A 19,496-nucleotide genomic window follows, 5' to 3' on the forward strand; every position below is an offset into this window, starting at 1 on the left:
CGTTCATCCAGTATGGAAATTCGGGAACCGAAACCCGACGAGGCCGAGCGGATTCGCGAGGTCGTGGACAGTTCGATGACGAGCTCGTTCAGGCTCAGTCCACAGCAGATCGACGGGATTACCGACGGTCAGTTCGCCGACGAGGCCATCGCCGAGAAGATCGACGACGAGAACACCCTGCTTCACCTCGTCGAAACCGGCGAGGGGATCGAAGGTACGGCCATCGCCGGCTTCGTCGAGGGACGCCTCGAGGACGAGTGGGGCGAGGTGAACTGGCTGTTCGTCGACCCCGAGCACCGAGGCAAGGGTATCGGAACGGAGCTGTACGAGACCGCGACCGAGGCGCTCCGCGACGGCGGTGCCGATCACGTCTGCGTCACCGTCCTCGAGGCCAACACCGAGGGCCACCAGTTCGTCGAACGGTTCGGTCTCGAGCACGACGGCGACCGCCGTATCGAGGTCGCCGGCGAGTCCCTGGTAAAGTACGTATACACGGATTCGGATATCGACGTGGAGCTCCCGACGGAGTCGCGGGCGGATGAGTCGGGTGATGAGAAGATGGCGAAAGACGAATCGGATGCGGAGGACGCGGAGGTGGACGAATTTCCCGAAACGGAGACGACGGACGGTCACCTGACGGCGACGAGCGACGACGGAAAGACGGTGTACATCGCCCGTGACGGGGAGAAATCCGGCACCGCGGCACCGTTTTTCATCACCTACGAAGACGAGGGCCACGAGGAACAGTACGGCTACTACTGTGCGAACTGCGGCTCGCTCGACGTCTCGATGGACAACATGGAACGACTCGAGTGTAGCGCCTGCGGGAACTCCCACGCGGAGCGATCCAAGGAGTCGTACGACGACTCGCACCTCTAACGTCGAGGGCAGGCGAGCGCCGTTACTTCGCGAAGATGCTGTCGGCCGTCGCCGCGCCGATGACGCTGAAGACCGAGCCCACGGCCACGGCTTTGAACGTGACCTCGGCGAACTCGCCGTTCGTCTCGGGCTCGAGAAACGTCTCGGGAGCACCGAACAGGAGCGCGAGGATGGTGACCGAACCGAAGGTGACCAGCATCAGCGAGATGAAACGGATCGGAATCCCGGCGACTTCCTGTTCGTCGTCCGCGTCTCTGGTCGTGTCCGCCTTGTACAGCGCCGCGTAGCCGATAGTGAAGACGATAGCGACGATCGCCAGCGCCTGCAGGTCGTGCATGTTCCCCGCGAGCGTCCAGACCTCTTCGGTGACCACGAACGGACCGGCGAGCAGGAATCCGCCGACGATCTGCTGGGCCGAGTCCGCGAGTCGGAAGTCCTGCGGACGGCGCGGCCGGCGAAGCTTCATAGCGGGAGATTACGGTGGAGCGATAAAACGGTCCCGTTTGCGGCGGCGAGCTTACACGAACAACAGCAGCGCGGCGTAGCCCGCCGCACCGCCGGCGAACGCCCAGAATCGGCTCTCCCGATCCGACGGCAGCTCCTCCTTGATCACGTTGAGGATGATCCCGCCGGCCAGAAACGGCACGAACACCGCGATGAGGAGTTCGGTGTCCTCGAGGACGTAGCCGCCGGCGAAGCCGGCGAGCACCGATGCGGACAACACCCACCGTCCGCGGCGGTGATACGGCTTCCCGTGGTGGTCTCGGAGGCTGTCGTCCGTGACGAGGAAGTGCAGCGCCATCGCGACGGTAAACAGGAGGACACTGCCGAGTTCACGGTCCCACAGGAGGTAGCCGACGATCGCGTTGTAGGCGGCGAACGATCCGACGTGGATCCAGAAGACGTCGGTTCCGGCCAATTTGACGATTCCGTCCGAATCGGTATTCGACCGTCGAGCGAGGTGCTCGAGGCCGTAGAAGGTGACGAACCCGAGGAGCGCGATCAGGTAGCCGTGGTGTTCGGCGAAGACGGTCGGGTTCCCGTGTTCCGCGAGCGTCGCCGCTGCCTCACCGACCTCTGGCAGGAGGTGGACGAAGACGTAAGCGACCGAGACGCCGCCGGCGATCGACAGCCATCGGCTCCGCGGGAACCGACCGCCGAAGCCCAGTCGGCCGGCAAAGAGATGAACCAGCGCGAGGGCGATCGCGAACACCGGTGTGAGCACCGCGTCCGAAAACAGTGCGTCGCTCGAGAGCATCCACGCGGACGATACCACGCCGAGAAGTATCGGTCTGTGGCCGGCCGATTCAGTCGTCGACGCTGGCCGGACGGTCTCCACCCATCGGCATCGCGTCGCCGATGGTCCCCGCCGTTCGCCGCACGAGACGACCGAACGCTCGTCGCCGGCTGACGAACAGCGCCGTCCCGAGGACCATGTAGATCGCGGTGTAGACGAGCAGGAGTTCCGTACTCGAGACGGGGAGCGAAACGTACTCCCGAATGATGGCGAACTCGAGGAGGACCTGCGAGAGGAACAGGACGAGCAGGACGAGCGCCTCCCTGACCGAGATTTCGAACCGGACCAGCAGCGAGACGGCGAAGAAGGACTGGGCGGCGGTCAGCCAGATCTCCGCGGATTGCTTGAAGTCGAAGGCGAGGACGCCGTAGCGACCCAGCGCGAGGGAGTGGACGACGACGAGCGTCCCGATGAGTAGCGTCCACTGGTTGAGCTTCGACGAGATCAAGGCGTTGAAGCCCGCCGTCGAGCGCGCCTTGTTCACCAGGTAGACGACGACGATGAGCTCCGGCGCTTCGGAGGCCAGCGGCGCGATCCACTGAATCATGAAGAAGGAGGGGATACCGACGCTCTCGCCGAGTTCCTCGAGCCCGTGTGCGAAGGGCTCGACGGCGGTGAAGATCATCACGCCGGAGTAGGCGAAGAGCACGAGGACGGTCGCGATTCGGCCCGGTCTGGAGAAGCCCTGAAGGTACGCCGGCACGCCGACGTGGTCCATGTCCGGTTCGACCTCGCCGCGGAGGATAACCGCGATGTAGCAGACGTAGAGGCCGACTAGAAACAGCATGTCGAAGATGTCGATCCCGCCGTTGAGCGGGACGAGGAACGCCCAGAGCGTCGCGATGAGGAGAAACACGATCTCGAGGCCGATTTCTCGATCGAGGATGACGACGTCGGTGAGGAAGCCGGGGCGGTTCTCGACGGCGGGATCGGCCGACGACCCCCGGCGGAAGATCGTAAAGAGAGCGACGCCGGCCCAGCCGATGCCGATGAGGATCCGGTTCGCGCCGGTCATGTTGGCGACCGCCAGGTTGCCGGCCTCGACTCCTCGTTCGGTTCCCGCGAACACGCCCGCGTTCCACGCGTAGAGGGCGTCGACGGCGTACTCTGGCGCGACCGCCAACACGGCGAGGACCGCGATCGCGAACGCTTGTGGCACGTCCTTTTCGGCGGTTTCGGCGGCCCACGCGAGGAGGAACGCCGCACCGAGGACGGCGACTCCGGTCACGATCACCGTGCTGAGCGTCGAGAGCGTTCGGAGCGCAGCCGGTGCTCGATAGTCGAACCCGAGGGCCGTCGCGAGCCAGGGGAGGAGATCGGTAGCCACCACTACGGCGACCCAGGGGAGTGTCAGTGCGACCGCGGCCGAAATCGCGCCGAGCGCTCGTCGTCTCATAGAACTCGTATAGGAACGCGTACCGGTCGAGCGGTGATACGTGATACGGTGTGATGGCAATACGGCCTGCTACTGCTGTGGCGCGTGCTCCTCGTAGGGCTGGACGACGACGAAACCCTCCGAGCCGGTGAACTCGAGCTGGTAGGTCTCGTCCGAGGACTGCCCGATCATGTTCGAGAGGGCGCCGTCGACGTGACTGCCGGGGGTGGTCCCGCTCCAGGCGACGGTCGCACTGGGATCGGTTCTGACGGGGGGTGTCAGGACCAGCGGCTCGCCGTGGGTCGTGATCGCGACGCTGCCGGGACCCTCGAGAAAGACGTTGGTCATGCCGCCAGCCGAGAAGCCGGCGATGCTCTTGATGGTTCGGATCTCGTAGTTCACGCTCGACTCGAACGCGAGCACGTCGTTCCCGTTGACCGAGATCGACTGGCCGGCGTCGAGTTCGAGGATCTGGATCTTCTTCTCCCGATCCGCCAGATAAAGATGACCCGTTCCGGTCGCCTCCATCACCGGCGTTCCCTCGCTCGTGGCTTTCTCCTTGAGGAAGCCGGTGATTCCGCCTTCGGCGGAGGACTTCCCCTTGAAGGAGATATCCCCGTCGTACGCGATCATCGATCCGGCCTTGGCAGTTACCGAACCGTCGAGGTCGACGTCCAGTAGCTTGCCGTTCTCGAGCTGGAAGGTCTCGCCGCCGTCTTTCGGTTCGTTCGCGCTGACGAATTCATCGACGTTCATAGTGTCTCGAGCCTGTTGGCTCTCCTGACCCTTGGGCGGGTGCGAAGAAATAGTTACTGATACACCACTTTCAGGGCAGCGTGAACGACTGCCCGACATCGATCAGGCACCGTTCCGAACGAAATCGGCCGCCTTCTCGGCGATCATCGTCGTCGGCGCGTCCGTGTTGCCGCTCGTGATCGTCGGCATCACCGAGGCGTCGACGACGCGCAACCCCTCGAGCCCGCGGACCCGGAGCCGGTCGTCGACGACGGCCGTGTCGTCGTCGCCCATCTTGCAGGTACCGACGGGATGGTACAGCGTCTCGGCCGTCTCGCGGATGTGCTCGATCAGCCCCTCGTCGCTCTGCACGTCGGAGCCGGGGAGGACCTCCGCCCCGCGATACTCGTCGAACGGCTCCGCCTGCAGGATCTCCCGGACCAGTTTGAGCCCCTCGAGAAGCACCTCGAGATCGTCGCCCTCGGTCAGATACTGCGGGTCGATGGCCGGTTCGTCGAAGGGGTCGGCGGACTCGAGCGCGATCCGGCCGCGGCTGTCGGGACGGAGCCGGAGCGCGCCCAGGGAGAAGCCGTGCCCGTCGGGGTTGTCGAACCCGTGATCGACGAAGTACGACGGTGCGAAGTGAAACTGGATATCGGGCCGGTCGGCGTCCTCGGTGACGGTCGCGAAGCCGCCCGCTTCGGCGATGTTCGAGGTGAGCGGTCCCGTCTTCAACACCAGGAACGTGAGGAGGTTCCGGATCGAGTCCGCGTCCGCGAGGGTGATCGGTTTCTCGCACGCGTAGTTGACCCCGACCTGCAGGTGATCCTGCAGATTTCGACCGACGCCGGGGAGGTCTTCGACGACGGAAATACCGTGTTCCGCGAGGTGGTCCGCCGGGCCGACGCCGGAGAGCATGAGCAAGTGGGGCGAGTTGACGGCACCGGCCGAGAGGATGACTTCCTCGGTCGCATCGACCGTCGCGGGACTCCCGTCGGCATCGTCTCGAGCGTACTCCACGCCGACGGCGTTCGTCCCATCGAAGCGGACCCGCGTCACTCGCGCTCCCGTCACCGCGGTCAGGTTCGGCCGATCCAGCGCCGGTTTCAGGTACGCGTCGGCGGCGCTGTGGCGACGGCCGTCCTTCTGGGTGACCTGGTAGAAGCCGACCCCGTCCTGCTCGCCGGCGTTGAAGTCCTCGTTGTGGGGCAGGCCGACCGCCCGTCCGGCATCGACGAACGCCTCGCTGAGTTCGTTCGGCGACCGGAGGTCGGCGACGTGGCGCGGCCCGCTGATCGAGTGGGAATCCGAGGGGCCGCGCTCGTTGTCTTCGGCCCGCATGAAAGAGGGAAGAACTTCCTCGTACCCCCAGCCGTCGTTTCCCAGGTCCGCCCAGTGATCGTAGTCTTCGGGCTGGCCGCGTACGTAGATCATCGCGTTGATCGAACTCGAGCCGCCCAGCGTCTTCCCGCGGGGCCAGTAGAGTTCCCTGTCGTTGAGTTCCGACTGGGCCGCGGTGTGATAGTTCCAGTCGACTCCCGACTGGAACAGGTCCGAGAACGCCGCCGGAATGCCGATCTCGCGGTTCTCGTCCGGCGTCCCGGCCTCGAGCAGCAGTACCTCGGTGTCGGCGTCAGCCGACAACCTGTTCGCGAGCACACATCCCGCCGGCCCCGCGCCGACGATCACGTAATCGGCGGATCGTTCTTCCCCTTCCATGATATGCTAACACATATCAGAGATAGATATAGTAGTTCGCCTCGCGGAAACGGGCCGGCACCACTCCGTCGGGGTCCACCGGAGCGAGCGTGCCGCGACGGAGTACGCGGGTCCAGGGCCGCGGAGCGACCGATCGCGACCGAACGCACCGGTACGTCTATGTGGACGTTGTTCGTCCGCGCGTGTATGCGACGCGAAACGTTCAATCGGGCCGGAAAGCGCGACCTCGTCTTCGTGCTGGGGTGGGGGAACCGGATCGAACACGAGAACGTGCGGTGGCTCGTCGATCGGCTCGTCGAGGCCGACTACCGCGTCACCGTCTTTCAGATTCCGACCGTCGTCACCGACTTCGGAACGGAGTGGGTGAAGCCCGTCGCGGAGTACGTCGACGACCTCGAACACTATCGGCTGCTGACCCACAGCACGGGCGGCCTCGTCGCCGAGTATCTCGAGGGGGCCGAGCACCGAGTCTACCTGAGTCCGTGGTGGGGGTTCCACGCGGACATGCGGAACCCGCTCGTCTCGCTGGCGATGAAGCTCCCTCTCCCATGGTCGATTCTCCCGACCGGGGGTACGGACCGCGAGATGCTGGGCGAGCTCGCCACCGACCGACAACTCGAGGACACCCCGAACCGCATCGCGCCGACCTTCCTGCGGGAGGCAAAGCGCGCCCAGTCACACCTGCCGCCGTTTCAATTCGAGGCGACCGGCGTCGTCTTCTACACGCCGGACGACGCCGTCGTCAGCGCCGCGACGATCGAGGACGGCCCCGCGGCGCTGGAGTGAGCGCTCGTTTCCCGTCGTCGACGGATGACCCGCGCCGTCACGGCGTTCCGCGTGGCTCGAGCACCGAGCGATCGATCGCCCCGGATTTCAATGGCATGAACGTGTAACGCGACGCCGGAACTACGGCCGCGTGGAAGCGTCGGCAGATGGTCCGTCGTAGAACGGGAATCGTGATTTTCGTCGCAGTCGTCCTGCTCGTCGCAACCGCGGCCTACGGCGTCCTCGCCGTGGACCGCCCGCAGGTCGAATCGGTCGACAACGAGTGGGGAACCGTCACGAACGACCGAACCGAAGTCGAAACGCGGATCGGCGTCGACAATCCGCTGTTGCTCCGCGTCGGCGACGCCGCGGCGGACGTCTCGTACACGGTCTCGATGAACGACATCGAATTCGCGACGGAGCAGGAAAACCGCGTCCACCTCGCTGGCGACGAGAGCACCGTCACCGTCTCGACGTGGCTCGACAACGACGAGATCCCGGCGTGGTGGGCCTCCCACATCAACAACAACGAGACGACGACGGTACGCGTCGAACCGGACGTGGTCGTCGACTACGCCGGCATCCAACTCCCGGCAGACGACTGGACGCAAACCCGGACGGTCCACACGGACCTGCTCGAGCCACTCGAAACGAACGAAAGTCAGGAGTTTCAGGCGTTCGGCCGGACGGTGATGGTCGTCAACGACACGAACGCGGCGTGGGGGAACGCCACCGTGAACCGAACGCCGATCGACGCGTCAGCGACGGTGACCAACCCGACGCCGATCCCGGTACCGCTCACGGAAATCAGGTACACGGTCCAGTTGAACGGAATCGTCGTCGGACGGGGAACCGCCGCCGAACAGACCGTGCTGGAGCCCGACAGTACGCAACCGCTCGAGGCGACTGCGGCCATCAATAACTCCAGGCTCGACGAGTGGTGGGTCACGCACCTTCGGAACGACGAGACGTCGAATCTGACCGTCGACTTCGACGCGACCCTCGAGTACGGCGGCGTCGAACGTACGGTTCCGCTCGAGTTCATCTCGTACGAACGAACCTTCCAGACGGACCTGTTCGGCACAGCGGACTCGAGTGCGAACGAGTCAGCGAGGAACGAGTCGACGAGTGCGATGAGGCCGATCGATCCGTGAACGTCGATCGCGCCGAAGCGACTACCGTCCGGTCGGCTTTTTCGGACTCCGCCACGTGTACCCGGACATGACCGACTTCCGCGGAACGTGGACCGAAGACGAGGTCGAGGAGTTCCTGCAGGAGGCGACGATCCCGATCCGAATCGCCACCCGACGGCCGGACGACTCGCCGTGGCTCGTCACGCTGTGGTACCGCTATCGCGACGGCGCGCTCGAGTGTGCGACGGGGGCGAACGCGGACGTAGTACGCTTCCTCCGACACGATCCCGAAGTCGCCTTCGACATCTCGACCAACGACGTCCCCTACCGCGGGATCAGGGGGAACGGAACCGTCGAACTCTCGTCCGATAGCGACAAGACGGTCTTGCGAGACCTCATCGAGCGATACCTCGGCGGGACGGGGTCCCCGCTCGCACGGCGATTGCTCGACGACGACCGCGACGAGGTTCGCATCCGACTCGAGCCGCGAGCGGTCTACAGCTGGGACTATAGCGAACGGATGGGGAAAGGAACGGGCGAAAAATCCGAATAACGTCCGGTAGTACGTCCGTTTCCGTCTCGCTGTGTCCGGGCGGTCAGTCGTCGGCGCTGGGTTTGACCGCCTTCGGTCCGTCGGAGTCGTCGCCGCGCGGGAAGTTGTCGATCGTCTCCTCGCGGAACGCCGACTCGTCGAACTCGTACTCGTCGCCGAGGAACTCGAGCACCGTGTGCGTGTCCCGCATCGCGTTCTTGAGACACGTCGAAGCGCCCGGCGACGGCGTGATGTTGAAGATGACGTCGTCGCCGACGATTTTCGCCTCGCCCATATCGAGGGACTTGTTCTTCGTGTCGACGATCTGCGGGCGGACGCCGCCGTAGCCCTTGGCACGTTCGATGTCCTCGAGTTCGACGCTCGGGACGACCTTCTGGACGTGGGGCAGGAACTGTTTCCGGCCGACGTTCGGGAGGTCGTAGACGAGGTTCCGGAGCACGTACGGCAGGAGGATCCGATCCGAGAGGATGTTGGCGTAGCTCAGGAACGCCGCCGCGTTCAGTCCGAACACGTCGAGGAAGTCTTTGACGGTCGTGATACGGCCGCGCTCGAGCGTCGGGACGAGCTTCGCGGTCGGCCCGAACCGCGTGATCGAGGCGTCGTGGACGTCCGCGTCGCCGTGGACGGCGGCGAAGGGCAGCTTCTTCATCTGGAGCGTGTAAACCTTCCCGTTCAGGAGGTCGTCCGCGAGGAAGAAGCTCCCGGCGATGGGGAGCAGGACCTTGTCCTGGCCGTAGCCGAGTTCCTTCGCGATCTGGAGGCTGTGCGAGCCAGCCGCGACGACGGTCGCGTCACAGTCGAAGCGGCCGTCGTCCGTCTCGATCGTGTAGCCGTCCAGCGTCGGCGTGATGTCCGTGACTTCCGTGCCGGTGAAGACATCGACGTTCGCCTCCTCCTCGGCCTCGGCGACGAACGACTTCGTCGTCTCGCCGTAGTCGACGACGTAGCCGTCCGGCGTCTGCAGCGCGAGCATGTCCTTCGAGGGATCGCGGCCCTCGACGACCTTCGGCTCGATCTCGCCGATCTCCTCGCGACCGATCGGTCGAAGCTTCGGGTAGAGGTCGCCGAAGCCGTCGTCCTCGTACCGTTGCTCGAGTTCCGCGACCTCCTCGTCACCGACGCCGAGCACCATCTTGCTGCGCTTGGCGTGCATCTCCCGGTCCGGATCGGTGTTCTCCAGATACCCCGCGAGGAGTTCCGCCCCCTCTTTGACCTCTTCGGCCTTCTCGAGCGTGTAGTTGGTCTCGATATCCCCGAAGTGGAGGGTCTGGGAGTTGTTCGTGTGGTGGGAGTTGATCGCTGCGATCTCCGATTCCTTCTCGATCAGCGCGATCGAGTCGATATCAGTGAACTTCGCGGTCGTGTATAGAAGTGATGCACCACTGATACCTCCGCCGACGATTACGAGGTCGTATTTGCCAGACATTATTGATCGGTGTGGGTCGGTATTGCATTCGTTCGACTCCAGACTGATAACTCATATTTTTTCGAGTGGGTTTTCGTCATTTGTCGTATCCCTCCTCGACGGCTGTATTCTCGGACCGCAGATACCAGGAAGAGAGTGCCCATACCTTCAGACAGAGGGGCCGAATCCGGGGATACAGCTGAGAGAACCCACTCGAAATCCGGCAATCTGCTCTCGTTCACGCCTCTCATCCCCGGCAATCCGGTGCCATTCAGCCCCTGTTGTATCGACAGTCGACGTACCGGTGACAACTCGTGCTCCCGAGCGCGGGAGTGACGAATCGCTCGTTGCACAGCGGCAGGAGGAAAACGCGCGTACAGAACGGAAGTAAACCCTCGAGTCGTTGTCTTAGCTCTGTGGTCTCCGAGTCGGGACGATCCGTTTCCGGTTTCGGTCTACTCGCGCGAGTCGTGCTCCTGATAGATGACGTGGCCACACGCCTTGCAGTGTGACGCATCGCGGTCGTGATACGAGAGCCCACAGTTCGGGCACGTGACGTTGATCTTCTCCCTATGGCTCCACTCGCGGATGATCTTGCTCGCCTGCCACGGGATAACGATGATACCGGCCAGGATCGCTGCCACCGTGACCCACCGTCCCGCGGTCGTAATCGGAACGATATCGCCGAATCCGACGGTCGACAGCGCTACCACGACGAAGTAGAACGCGTCGCCAAACGTACTGACGTCGGGGTTGACGACGTGTTCCGCGCTGTAGAACAGGCCCGCAGAGACGAAGAGGAGCACCAGCACCGTCAACAGCAACTGCAGCGCGCGTAAGGCGTTATCCGAAATCGTCCCGAAGAAGAACTCCGCGTCCTGCGTAAAGCGGTAAAATCGGAGGACACGGACGACCCGAACCACGCGCAGGAAGCCGACGTTGGCGACCATCGCGACGCCCGGCAGCAACACCACGAGGAACGTCGGAAGAATTGCGATCAGGTCGACCACGGTGTAGGGATCGGTGGCCTCCTCGAGGCGATTCGCCGCACCGTAGAGTCGAAGAACGTACTCCATCAGAAACACGACGGCGATCGCTATCTCGAGTTGCCAGAGCCGAGACTGAAGCTCGACGGAGAGCGGATAGGTTTCCGCGACGAAGACGGCGACGAAGACGAGGTTGAGTACCAACAGCGTGATGTCGATCGTCTTTCCCAGCGCAGTCCGGTGATCCAGGAGATAGAAGCGGACGGTTTCCCGAACGTCACGGCCGCCGGGCGGCGATTCGATCGTCATTCGACAGTCGTACTCCGAGTGCGAGATACGTAGGCCCTCGGTTATCGGAGTGAGGGAAACCTTTCGGTTCCCGGCTCGTGATCGTCCCATCGGAGGGAGAGGCAATCGGTGCATTCACGCACGAAGCCAGCGTCGACGATGCCGACTGATTTCGCATCGAGAGCGAGACGCGGATACGAACCGGGGAACAACGCCCGACGAGGACCAGACGGAGTCCGAGTAGACTTTAGGTGTTCACCGGCAATGATACACGTGAATTCTAACGAGGTCCGTCGCCAGTGGGCAGAGCGGACCGGAGAGTACTCCCCGGAGTATTACGCCTACTACGGCCCTGACGAGCGGAGCGAGTCGATTCTCGAGCACCTCGTGCAATTTGTCGACCGAGACGCGTCCATCCTCGAGCTCGGCTGTAGTTCGGGTCGGCACCTCGCACATCTCCACGAACACGGCTTCGACGACCTGACCGGGATCGACGTCAACGACGACGCGTTCGACGTCATGGAAGAGACCTACCCCGACCTCGCCGCCGCCGGCACGTTCTACCACGACACCATCGAAGGCGTCGTCGGCGACTTCGACGACGACCGGTTCGACGTCGTCTACTCGGTCGAAACGCTCCAGCACCTCCACCCCGACGCGGAGTGGGTTCTCGAGGATATCTCTCGGATCACCGACGACCTCCTCATCACGGTCGAAAACGAAGGCGAAGACGAGGGCGAGGGCGAGGCCGATGAGCAGACCGATCACTCGGAGTCGACCGATCCCGACGTGAGCTACGTCAATGACGACTTCCCCCTCTACCACCGCGACTGGAACCGCGTGTTTACCGAGCTGGGGATGCTCGAGATCGATACCGAGGTGGGCAAGCGAGATACCGTCCGCGCGTTCCGAACTTCGCAGGAGTAGGTGATTTCTGGGCGGCTCGAGCGTTCGACGGACGCAAGGTTTTGAGTGGAGACGTGCTACGAGTCAGTAGATGGACGCCGAACGCTGGTGGCCACCGTTCGTCGAGATCGTGGCGCTCGTGTGGATCGTCCTGTTCGTCGTCGACGTTGCGATCGGTTTTGAGCTACTCGTCGTCTCCGAATCGCTCGCGACGACGGTTCGGGGCGTCCTCCGGTGGCTCCTCGTCGTCTTCCTCCTCGACGTCGCGCTCCTCTATCGGTGGTCGGACCAGGGTCCGAGGGCGTTCGTTCGCTCGAACTGGTTCCTCATCCTCACCGTCGTCCCGTGGTTCCGACCGTTCCGTCTGTTCCGTCTCGGTCGGTCAATCCGCGCGTTGCGGCTCCTCACAGGGTCACGTCGGGTCGGCTCGTTCTGCAACAAGATCCGCCGGAAGTGCCACAGCCTGTGGCACCGACTGCGGAACTGAGGAGCCTGCCCAGCCCGGCAGCCACTCGTCGAGCGGCCACCACGCGCTCCGCCCACTGTCAGTCGCTCCGGTCGGCGCCGCGCGCTGGTAGTCGACGAACTGAACGTCGACGTGGACGGATCGGCTCGTCTGCGCATCGATCGCGGTCTGTAGATCCGCCGCCAGTTTCTCGTCTTCGAGACCGCTCGTGCGTCCGACGGTTACCGTCACCGAGACCTCGTCGCTGAACGCGCTCCCGTCGTTGTACTCGGTACCGACGCCGGCGAGTTCCAGCGTACTGTACTCGGGCTCCTCGAGGACGTCCTGGACCTCGCTGTTCACCTGCTGTTCGAAGACGAGGTGCTGGTACGTCCCGAAGGCGGTCACCACCACGACGATCAGGAACAACAGGACGATGATGGCGTACGCGCCCGTGCGCAGCGAGACGGTGGCGTTCTCGCGGACGTTTCTGATGACCGACGAGCGGTAGCCGAGCGCGATGAGCGTAAGGTACGCGGTGAGGTTGATGAACACGATGTTCATCAGGAGCAGGACGATGCCGCCCGCGACGATGAGCGGCTCGCCCCAGGCTGTGCCGATGCCGGCTGCCGCGGCGGCGGGAACGATGGCCGCGGCGACGGCGACGCCGGCCAGCGAGACGGGAAGGTCGGTCGCGAGCGCGAGCGCCCCGGCGAACCCGGCCGCGATGGCGATGATGAGCGTCAGAAGGTTCGGCGTGGCGAACCCGCTCACCTGGCCGACGCGACCGACGGCCAGCGTCGACGGCACGAACCCGGTCTGTTGCAAGAACACGCTCATCACGATAGCGCCGATGTAGGCGACGACGAGCCCCGTCACCTGTGACGTGGCGCTGTCGACGACCATCTCGCGGTCGCTGATGACGGCGCCGGCGCTCGCGGAGAGCGTCGACCCCGCGAACGGCGCGATCACCATCGCGCCGACGATGACGATGGCGGAGTCCAGCAGGAGGCCGGCCACCGCGACGATCGCGCTCGCGATGGCGAACGCGAGGTACGTCGCCGTATCCGGCGTCAGGTCCTTCGCGCGCTCGCGAATCTCGGCGTGCGAGGCGCCGCGCTTTCCTTTCGGACCCTCGACGTAGCGGTCCGTCAGCTCCTCGGCGTTCGGCACGGTCGCCCGATCGACCTCCGTGACGACGGTGTACGTGTCGTCCGCGAGGCCGGCGTCGTACAGGTGCTCGAGGACCGTGTCCACAGCCCCTGCCGGAACCGGGATGTTCGCCAGACTCCCGTCACGATGATCGTCGGCGTCGCTGAAGACGAACTCCACCTCCATCTCCGCGAGCGTCTCCCGTACCAGGTCGTGGTCGTCGCTGGGAACGAAGACCTGAATGAGTCGCATACCGACCGGTCGGAGTAGAGGGCATTTACTAACTGCCGACTAAACGCCGTAACAGTGTGCATATGGGCCCCCTCAGAAAGTTTCGTGATATAATGCCGATAAGTAGCCGACGTTCGAACGGCTCTCGTTCGACGACCGGCAGGCGGTCCAATCGATCACCAGAACGCTGGACTGACGCCGGGGGTCGAACAGTGCCACACCGGTACCGTCGATCGCGCTTCGAGACGATCAGTCGACTCAGTTCGACTCGTACTCGACGAGTTCGACCTCGAGCTCGAGTTCGCCCTCCTCTGTGTAGGTGGCCACGTAGGGGGCACTCCCGCCGTCCGAGCCGCGGAGACAGCTCTGCTGGGAGCGTTCGCCGTCGACCGTCGTCTCGACGAAGACGCACTCGAGCCCCGCGTAGGAGCGTTTCTCCGTGACCTCGGTGATCTGGGTCCCCTCGTCGGTGGTGGTCTGTTTGCGGTTACCGACCGCGGGGTTCGTAAAGCCCATCTCGAAGTAGTAGAGCACGGAGGCGCTCTGGAGGGCCAAGACCGGCGCGTGTGCGGGTGTGAGGAACAGCTGCCCCATCACCTCGTCACGGGGACTGGTTATCGTCGATTGATACTGCTCGTCGCCGAACTCGTAGTCGACGCTCACGGTCACCTCCTCGCCAGCGTCCTCGATATCGTATACCAGTTGCCCGGAGACCTGTTCGCCGGTCTCCTCGTCCATCCCCGCGAGGTCGAAGGCGTAGTGGCCCGGTCGACTCAGGTTGAACCAGTCGTCTTCCGCACCGACCATCGAGTTGAGGTCGTCACCGTCGCCAGTACTGCTGCCGGTTCCATCGTTTTCGCCGTCTCCACCGACACCGACTCCGCCCATCCCGGTACAGCCCGCGAGGGCGACCGAGAGGACGACCGCCAGCGTCAGCAGGGTGCGGGCAGTCAGTTTCGTGTTCGGGAATCGATCCAGTCCGGATTGTCCGCGTGATTTGTCCATGTGTCGTGTCGTACTTCCGCGTTCAGTTCGTTTCGACGGCGAACGACTCGACGATTCGCGCGGCGAGTTCGTCGAGTCCGTCGTCGTCGTTCCAGTCCACTCCGAGGACGTACCCGGTCTTGCCCTCGCGGACGAAGCGGTACGTGAGCCGCCAGCGCTCACCGTCGGGCTCGGCCCAGTAGGCGTAATCGATCACCTGACCCGTCTCCCCGGTCTCGAGGACGCTATCTCGGCGCTCGAGGCGCTCGATCGTTCGGACGTGCTCGTCGACCTCGAGGGCCTCGAGGAAGTCCGCGACGTAGTCCGCCAGCGTGAGGGTGACGCCCTCGTCGACGGAGACGGTCGCGCCGCCCGAGCCCGTCCGGTCGTCAAACGACGCCCCGCCCGCAGGCTCCGTCTTCGCGGACCAGGTCGTCGGATACGCGAGTCGGTAGCCGTACTCGTCGTCGGCGTACGTCTCGAACGGCGGTGTCGATCCCACTCCGTCCATCTCATCGTCGCCGGTCCCATTCGCTCGGCGATCACTCGCTCGTCCTGCCGTATTCTCCGTTTCCTCCCGATTCGTGGGCACGCCGTCACCTCAGACCAGCTTGTCGGCGATTCCAGCGACTACGGGCAGGCGGATCGTCTCGCCTCGGTAGGACGTGACTACGAGGTAGGCCCAGATCGCGAACCCGCCGAGCGCGAGTCCCAGCCAGATCAGCCCGAGGAACAACGAGATGATGCTCCCGACGATGAACGTGTTCATACTGGCGAACAGAATCGTGAGGATCGTCCCGACGACGCTCACCGCGATATACGCCAGGACGAACAGGCCCGACACGACCATGCTCTGGGCGGCGTGAAACCGCACGAACCGGTTGTCCCCTTCGATCACGAAGAAGAGCAGTCCCGTGATAAATCCGAACAGATACGAGAGCGCCCCCGCGATGTTCGGCTCGAGCCCCGATTCGGTTTCCGCTGCTTCCGTCGCGCGTTCGGCCTCGATATCGACGTCTTGTGTATTGCTTTCCATTGGTGGTATCGGTGAAGGATCCGTTGTCATTCCCTCTCCAGTACCAGTCAGCAGGCGCGACAGTCGGTTATATGAACCGAGTGGGATCATTTCAGCCGGTGACATCGTCTCAAATCGTGAGACGACGTTCGGCAGGTGGTGCAGTTTCTCTCGATATAGCGGCCAGAGAAGCGAGTTGCCCGTCTCACTGCCGCGAAATCGATAACTGACCAATGGACTTAATATCATCATGAGTCACTATCAGCGTGCGAATGGATGCCGAGGGACTCATCGAAATCGTCAGGCAAAAGCCGGTACTCGACGCGCTCCGCGAGGAAGGTGGGATAGATCGACGAGAGTTAGAACAACGCCTGAACGTCTCTCGATCGACCGTCCACCGATTCACCCGATCGCTCAGGGACAGTGGCTTGATCGAACGCACCGACGGAGAGTTCGTCCTCACGCCGTTCGGTGAGGTAACCGCTGCGGAGGTCGCCGAATTTCAGTCGACGATCGAGGCAGCGTCGGAACTCGCCCCCATCCTCCACACAGCGGCCGCTCACGACATCGACATCGATATCGCGGCGTTCACGGACGCGACCGTGACGACCGCTGCACCCGGGGATCCCTATCGCCCGGTGAATCGATTCATGTCGCTGGTGAAAGCGACTGAGACGTTGCGGGGGCTCGACCCGGCGACCATCAACCCGCTGCACATAGACGAGTTGTCCGACCGCATCAATGCCGGGATGGAAACGGAGGCCGTCTATCCGTCGGCGGTACTCGAGGAGATCCTTACGTCGAACCCGGAACGGGCACGCACAGTCATCGGAAACGGAAATCTGACGTTTTGGATCCACGATGACATCCCGTTCGGTCTAACGCTCTGTGACGACCGAATCGGAGTCGGCATCTACGACGATGAGACGGGTCTGCTACGCACGTACGTCGATACCGATTCACAGACCGCACGCGAGTGGGCCGAAGGTGTCTATACGAAATATCGCACCGAAGCGACTCCCCTCACGGAGAAGTTCGACCTCTCTCGGTTGTAACACGCCTCGAATTCGGCAGGGCGGGGTCTGTCTGTCGCACGGTACTCACACGGAGCTGTCGCCACCAGCCGTTAAGAACGTCCACGATGAACCGTCGGACGATGTGTCGTTCTCGATCGGGCGACCGCGACGATCCGACGCTAGTGGCAGCCGAGTGCGAGGGGGCGACCGGGCTGCAGATCGACGTGGGGGTGCTGGTCGCGCACGCACCGGGAACCGACCCGGGCCGGCTCCAGTCGTTTGCGACGCAAGCTGCCGAAGATACGGTCGACGAACTCGCGTCGGTCACGGACGTTACCTGGCGGTTCTACCTCGAGGACGCGGTCGCGCTCGCAGACAATGACAGGCGACGGCCCTCGGAGTTCCTCGACCGCGCCACACACCAGATGGTCGAGGGGCCGTACGACTTCGTCTTCGTCGTGACGGACGTTCCGCTCGTCTCGAGCACGGAGCGGTTCGTCCCCGGACTGGCGTCGCCGCTCTCTCGCGTCGCGATCGTCTCGACGAACACCCTCCGCAGTGCGCCCCGCAACGAACCGCGACGCTCGCTCGAGGACGCCGCCGTCCGCTGGAATACGGCGACGCTCGTGGTCCACCTCGTCGGGCACATGCTGGGCGCTCGCCATCGCGACGCCGACGGGGGCGTCATGGAGCCGTTCCGATTCGATCCGGAACGACGGGCCGTTCCGCCGATCGACGCGGACGTCGAGCGGGATCTCCATCGGATCGCCGCGGAGCTCTCCGCGGCTGAGGCCCGCCCGCGCGGTCCGGGAGAGCGGCTGACCTTCCACGCGGCCAGTGCCGTCCGAAACCCCGGACCGGATCCTGCAGGCGCTCGAGAACAGCCGAGCACCGTTGTTGCCGCTCTCGTTACCGAAGCTATCGACGGCCGCGCTGGCACCGACGCTCGTCATCGTCTTCAGCGCCGAATCCTGGGACGTCGGCTTCCACATGAGCAACGTGACGGCAGCGCTGTTCGCGACCGTCAGTATCGTCACTGCGACGCTCTATCTCCTGTTCGTCCAGAACCTCTCCTTCCCGCGGAAGCGACATCGGATCGTCACCGAACACACGGCTCTGGTTAACGTCACGGTCTTTTTCGTCCTCCTGCTGGCGATGATCGGCTTATTCGGACTCGTGTGGACGATCATCCTCGTCATCGAACTGGTCGTCTTCCCGCCGAATCTGATGTCCAACTGGCCGAGCCTGGAGGAGCCGACCGTGGGCTTCATCGATCTCGTCCGGACCGGTGCGTTCATCAGCACCATCGGGGTCCTCTCGGGCGCGTTGGCAGGTGGGCTGGAGAGTCGAATCATCATCAGCCACCTCGCGCTGTTCCCCGACCGACCGTAGCTTCCCCACTCGAATTCGAATGCGCCGATTTCCGGGAACGACAGTTCTGGTCCGGTCCGACGTGCATTCAGATATCGCTAAACGGAGGGACGTAGAACTGACGGCGAGTGGCAGTCGAATGTCCTTCACAGAACCCCAGACGATCGGCATCCTCGGCGGAATGAGCAGCGAGTCGACTCGGACGTACTACCGGCTCATTGATCGCAAAGTAAACGATGCGCTCGGCGGGCACAACGCGGGTGACATCCTCATTCGCAGCGTTAACTTCGCCCGGATCGAACGCTGTATTCGGGACCAACGGTGGGAAGAGGCGGGTGAGCTACTGGTCGACGCGGCGCTCGATCTAGAAGCCGGCGGTGCCGACTTCGTCGTCATGGCGACGAACACAATGCATCGCGTCGCTCCGCGACTCGTCGACGAGCTGTCGATCCCGTTTCTCCACATCGTCGACGCCGCGGTTGATGCGATCCGCGCCGACGGGGTCGAGACGGTCGGGGTGCTTGGGACGAAAGCCGTGATGGAGGGGGCGTTCTACCACGAGCGGTTCGGCTCGCGCGGAGTCGAAACGGTCGTGCCCGGTATCGACGACCGCGAAGCCGTCGACCGGATCATCTTCGAGGAACTGACGACTGGACAGGTGCGAGAGGAGTCTCGAGGGCGATATCTCGACGTGATTGACGGTCTGGTCGAGAAGGGTGCCCGGGGAATCGTCCTCGGGTGTACCGAAATCGAGCTCCTGGTCGAGCAACGGGACTGCCCCGAGATCCCGCTGTTCGATACGACTGCACTTCACGTCGACCGTGCCGTCGAGCGGAGTCTTCGCCCCGTCCTCGACGATTGAGGCTCCCGGTCACGCCAGCCGATCAAAGGATGTGGTACATGTACATCGGTGGCCTCGGCACTCGAACAGGAACGGCTTACACGTATTCTTGAAGTGAATCAGATTTTGATCTGAAGACGTTAGCCGACAGGACCACTCGAGAACGAGGACGGCTACGTACGCCTTATCGCACAAATTTCTGGGGTAGGTGAATCGTCATACGCCGGCTGATTTCACTGTCTGACAGCACGGTTGAGACTATAGACGACACGCGCTAGGGCGATTTATAGAACTCTCGGTACCAGCACCGCGCACGCAGACCTGCTGCCGACGGTCAAGTCAATTCCGTATGTGATTACGGACCAAGAGAGCCACATCGTACACGTCATAGATATTACTA

21 protein-coding genes are annotated in these 19,496 nt (G+C 63.6%); 9 read left to right on the top strand and 12 right to left on the bottom strand.

All coding sequences use genetic code 11. From position 1 onward, the window contains the following. Positions 1 to 12: 12 nt before the first annotated feature. A complete protein-coding gene (locus tag LDH74_RS15335) occupies positions 13 to 879 on the top strand; it encodes a GNAT family N-acetyltransferase (protein WP_226039581.1) in 867 nt (288 codons plus the stop codon). 22 nt (positions 880 to 901) lie between these two features. Here the strand turns inward: LDH74_RS15335 and LDH74_RS15340 are convergent, their stop codons facing one another. From LDH74_RS15340 to LDH74_RS15360, 5 genes are all read right to left on the bottom strand, one after another. Then, positions 902 to 1,345 carry a DUF2391 family protein gene (locus LDH74_RS15340; RefSeq protein WP_226039582.1) on the bottom strand — a complete coding sequence of 148 codons (444 nt, stop codon included), beginning with the start codon at positions 1,343 to 1,345 and terminating at the stop codon, positions 902 to 904. 51 nt (positions 1,346 to 1,396) lie between these two features. Then, entirely contained in the window at positions 1,397 to 2,137 is a 741-nt protein-coding gene (locus tag LDH74_RS15345) for a ZIP family metal transporter (protein ID WP_226042537.1), read from the bottom strand. Between the two features lie 49 nt (positions 2,138 to 2,186). Continuing rightward, entirely contained in the window at positions 2,187 to 3,572 is a 1,386-nt protein-coding gene (locus LDH74_RS15350) for a sodium:calcium antiporter (protein WP_226039583.1), read from the bottom strand. Positions 3,573 to 3,641: 69 nt separating this feature from the next. Then, positions 3,642 to 4,307: an AIM24 family protein gene (locus LDH74_RS15355; protein WP_226039584.1), complete on the bottom strand. Its 666-nt coding sequence runs from the start codon at positions 4,305 to 4,307 to the stop codon at positions 3,642 to 3,644. 102 nt (positions 4,308 to 4,409) lie between these two features. After that, entirely contained in the window at positions 4,410 to 6,005 is a 1,596-nt protein-coding gene (locus LDH74_RS15360; protein WP_226039585.1) for a choline dehydrogenase, read from the bottom strand. Between the two features lie 186 nt (positions 6,006 to 6,191). On the opposite strand from LDH74_RS15360, the gene LDH74_RS15365 reads away from it, so the two are divergent. From LDH74_RS15365 to LDH74_RS15375, 3 genes are all read left to right on the top strand, one after another. Next, positions 6,192 to 6,791 (top strand): alpha/beta hydrolase, encoded by a 600-nt coding sequence (locus LDH74_RS15365; RefSeq protein ID WP_226039586.1) that lies wholly within the window; start codon positions 6,192 to 6,194, stop codon positions 6,789 to 6,791. A gap of 146 nt (positions 6,792 to 6,937) precedes the next feature. Then, a complete protein-coding gene (locus LDH74_RS15370) occupies positions 6,938 to 7,924 on the top strand; it encodes an LEA type 2 family protein (RefSeq protein ID WP_226039587.1) in 987 nt (328 codons plus the stop codon). A gap of 67 nt (positions 7,925 to 7,991) precedes the next feature. Beyond that, entirely contained in the window at positions 7,992 to 8,456 is a 465-nt protein-coding gene (locus LDH74_RS15375) for a pyridoxamine 5'-phosphate oxidase family protein (protein ID WP_226039588.1), read from the top strand. Positions 8,457 to 8,499: 43 nt separating this feature from the next. On the opposite strand, the gene LDH74_RS15380 is transcribed toward LDH74_RS15375, so the two are convergent. Next, complete coding sequence (locus LDH74_RS15380; protein ID WP_226039589.1) at positions 8,500 to 9,882, bottom strand: FAD-dependent oxidoreductase; 1,383 nt, start codon at positions 9,880 to 9,882, stop codon at positions 8,500 to 8,502. A gap of 434 nt (positions 9,883 to 10,316) precedes the next feature. Beyond that, the gene (locus LDH74_RS15385; protein ID WP_226039590.1) at positions 10,317 to 11,156 is read right to left on the bottom strand and encodes an ion transporter; all 840 of its coding nucleotides are present in this window, start codon (positions 11,154 to 11,156) and stop codon (positions 10,317 to 10,319) included. Between the two features lie 252 nt (positions 11,157 to 11,408). Between LDH74_RS15385 and LDH74_RS15390 the strand changes: the two genes are divergently transcribed. After that, positions 11,409 to 12,062: a class I SAM-dependent methyltransferase gene (locus LDH74_RS15390; protein WP_226039591.1), complete on the top strand. Its 654-nt coding sequence runs from the start codon at positions 11,409 to 11,411 to the stop codon at positions 12,060 to 12,062. Positions 12,063 to 12,132: 70 nt separating this feature from the next. After that, positions 12,133 to 12,528, top strand: coding sequence for a hypothetical protein (locus LDH74_RS15395; RefSeq protein ID WP_226039592.1), 396 nt, complete (start codon positions 12,133 to 12,135; stop codon positions 12,526 to 12,528). Here the strand turns inward: LDH74_RS15395 and LDH74_RS15400 are convergent. The 4 genes from LDH74_RS15400 to LDH74_RS15415 form a co-directional block, all read right to left on the bottom strand. Then, entirely contained in the window at positions 12,454 to 13,890 is a 1,437-nt protein-coding gene (locus tag LDH74_RS15400) for a DUF389 domain-containing protein (RefSeq protein WP_226039593.1), read from the bottom strand. The two genes, LDH74_RS15395 and LDH74_RS15400, sit on opposite strands and share 75 nt — an antisense overlap. Positions 13,891 to 14,127: 237 nt before the next feature. Then, complete coding sequence (locus tag LDH74_RS15405) at positions 14,128 to 14,874, bottom strand: hypothetical protein (protein WP_226039594.1); 747 nt, start codon at positions 14,872 to 14,874, stop codon at positions 14,128 to 14,130. Positions 14,875 to 14,896: 22 nt separating this feature from the next. Continuing rightward, the gene (locus tag LDH74_RS15410) at positions 14,897 to 15,445 is read right to left on the bottom strand and encodes a hypothetical protein (RefSeq protein WP_226039595.1); all 549 of its coding nucleotides are present in this window, start codon (positions 15,443 to 15,445) and stop codon (positions 14,897 to 14,899) included. A 9-nt stretch (positions 15,446 to 15,454) separates the two neighbouring features. Next, a complete protein-coding gene (locus LDH74_RS15415) occupies positions 15,455 to 15,889 on the bottom strand; it encodes a hypothetical protein (RefSeq protein WP_226039596.1) in 435 nt (144 codons plus the stop codon). Positions 15,890 to 16,140: 251 nt separating this feature from the next. Here LDH74_RS15415 and LDH74_RS15420 point away from each other — a divergent pair, with 251 nt between their 5' ends. Next, a complete protein-coding gene (locus tag LDH74_RS15420) occupies positions 16,141 to 16,923 on the top strand; it encodes a MarR family transcriptional regulator (RefSeq protein ID WP_226039597.1) in 783 nt (260 codons plus the stop codon). 140 nt (positions 16,924 to 17,063) lie between these two features. Here the strand turns inward: LDH74_RS15420 and LDH74_RS15425 are convergent, their stop codons facing one another. Then, positions 17,064 to 17,714, bottom strand: a complete 651-nt coding sequence (locus LDH74_RS15425; protein WP_226039598.1) for a hypothetical protein — start codon at positions 17,712 to 17,714, stop codon at positions 17,064 to 17,066. Between the two features lie 7 nt (positions 17,715 to 17,721). Between LDH74_RS15425 and LDH74_RS15430 the strand changes: the two genes are divergently transcribed. Beyond that, on the top strand, positions 17,722 to 18,276 hold the full coding sequence (locus tag LDH74_RS15430; protein WP_226039599.1) for a hypothetical protein: 555 nt from the start codon (positions 17,722 to 17,724) through the stop codon (positions 18,274 to 18,276). Positions 18,277 to 18,394: 118 nt separating this feature from the next. Continuing rightward, entirely contained in the window at positions 18,395 to 19,117 is a 723-nt protein-coding gene (locus LDH74_RS15435) for an aspartate/glutamate racemase family protein (RefSeq protein ID WP_226039600.1), read from the top strand. The last annotated feature ends 379 nt before the right edge of the window (positions 19,118 to 19,496 follow it).

This window comes from Natrinema sp. DC36, assembly GCF_020405225.1.
Classification (GTDB): Archaea; Halobacteriota; Halobacteria; order Halobacteriales; family Natrialbaceae; genus Natrinema.

Excerpts from the sequence above, each read along its gene's own strand:
- LDH74_RS15335 (WP_226039581.1), top strand. The coding sequence starts at position 13 with ATGGAAATTCGGGAACCGAAACCCGACGAGGCCGAGCGGATTCGCGAG.
- LDH74_RS15340 (WP_226039582.1), bottom strand. The coding sequence starts at position 1,345 with ATGAAGCTTCGCCGGCCGCGCCGTCCGCAGGACTTCCGACTCGCGGAC.
- LDH74_RS15345 (WP_226042537.1), bottom strand. The coding sequence starts at position 2,137 with ATGCTCTCGAGCGACGCACTGTTTTCGGACGCGGTGCTCACACCGGTG.
- LDH74_RS15350 (WP_226039583.1), bottom strand. The coding sequence starts at position 3,572 with ATGAGACGACGAGCGCTCGGCGCGATTTCGGCCGCGGTCGCACTGACA.
- LDH74_RS15355 (WP_226039584.1), bottom strand. The coding sequence starts at position 4,307 with ATGAACGTCGATGAATTCGTCAGCGCGAACGAACCGAAAGACGGCGGC.
- LDH74_RS15360 (WP_226039585.1), bottom strand. The coding sequence starts at position 6,005 with ATGGAAGGGGAAGAACGATCCGCCGATTACGTGATCGTCGGCGCGGGG.
- LDH74_RS15365 (WP_226039586.1), top strand. The coding sequence starts at position 6,192 with ATGCGACGCGAAACGTTCAATCGGGCCGGAAAGCGCGACCTCGTCTTC.
- LDH74_RS15370 (WP_226039587.1), top strand. The coding sequence starts at position 6,938 with ATGGTCCGTCGTAGAACGGGAATCGTGATTTTCGTCGCAGTCGTCCTG.
- LDH74_RS15375 (WP_226039588.1), top strand. The coding sequence starts at position 7,992 with ATGACCGACTTCCGCGGAACGTGGACCGAAGACGAGGTCGAGGAGTTC.
- LDH74_RS15380 (WP_226039589.1), bottom strand. The coding sequence starts at position 9,882 with ATGTCTGGCAAATACGACCTCGTAATCGTCGGCGGAGGTATCAGTGGT.
- LDH74_RS15385 (WP_226039590.1), bottom strand. The coding sequence starts at position 11,156 with ATGACGATCGAATCGCCGCCCGGCGGCCGTGACGTTCGGGAAACCGTC.
- LDH74_RS15395 (WP_226039592.1), top strand. The coding sequence starts at position 12,133 with ATGGACGCCGAACGCTGGTGGCCACCGTTCGTCGAGATCGTGGCGCTC.
- LDH74_RS15400 (WP_226039593.1), bottom strand. The coding sequence starts at position 13,890 with ATGCGACTCATTCAGGTCTTCGTTCCCAGCGACGACCACGACCTGGTA.
- LDH74_RS15405 (WP_226039594.1), bottom strand. The coding sequence starts at position 14,874 with ATGGACAAATCACGCGGACAATCCGGACTGGATCGATTCCCGAACACG.
- LDH74_RS15415 (WP_226039596.1), bottom strand. The coding sequence starts at position 15,889 with ATGGAAAGCAATACACAAGACGTCGATATCGAGGCCGAACGCGCGACG.
- LDH74_RS15420 (WP_226039597.1), top strand. The coding sequence starts at position 16,141 with ATGGATGCCGAGGGACTCATCGAAATCGTCAGGCAAAAGCCGGTACTC.
- LDH74_RS15435 (WP_226039600.1), top strand. The coding sequence starts at position 18,395 with ATGTCCTTCACAGAACCCCAGACGATCGGCATCCTCGGCGGAATGAGC.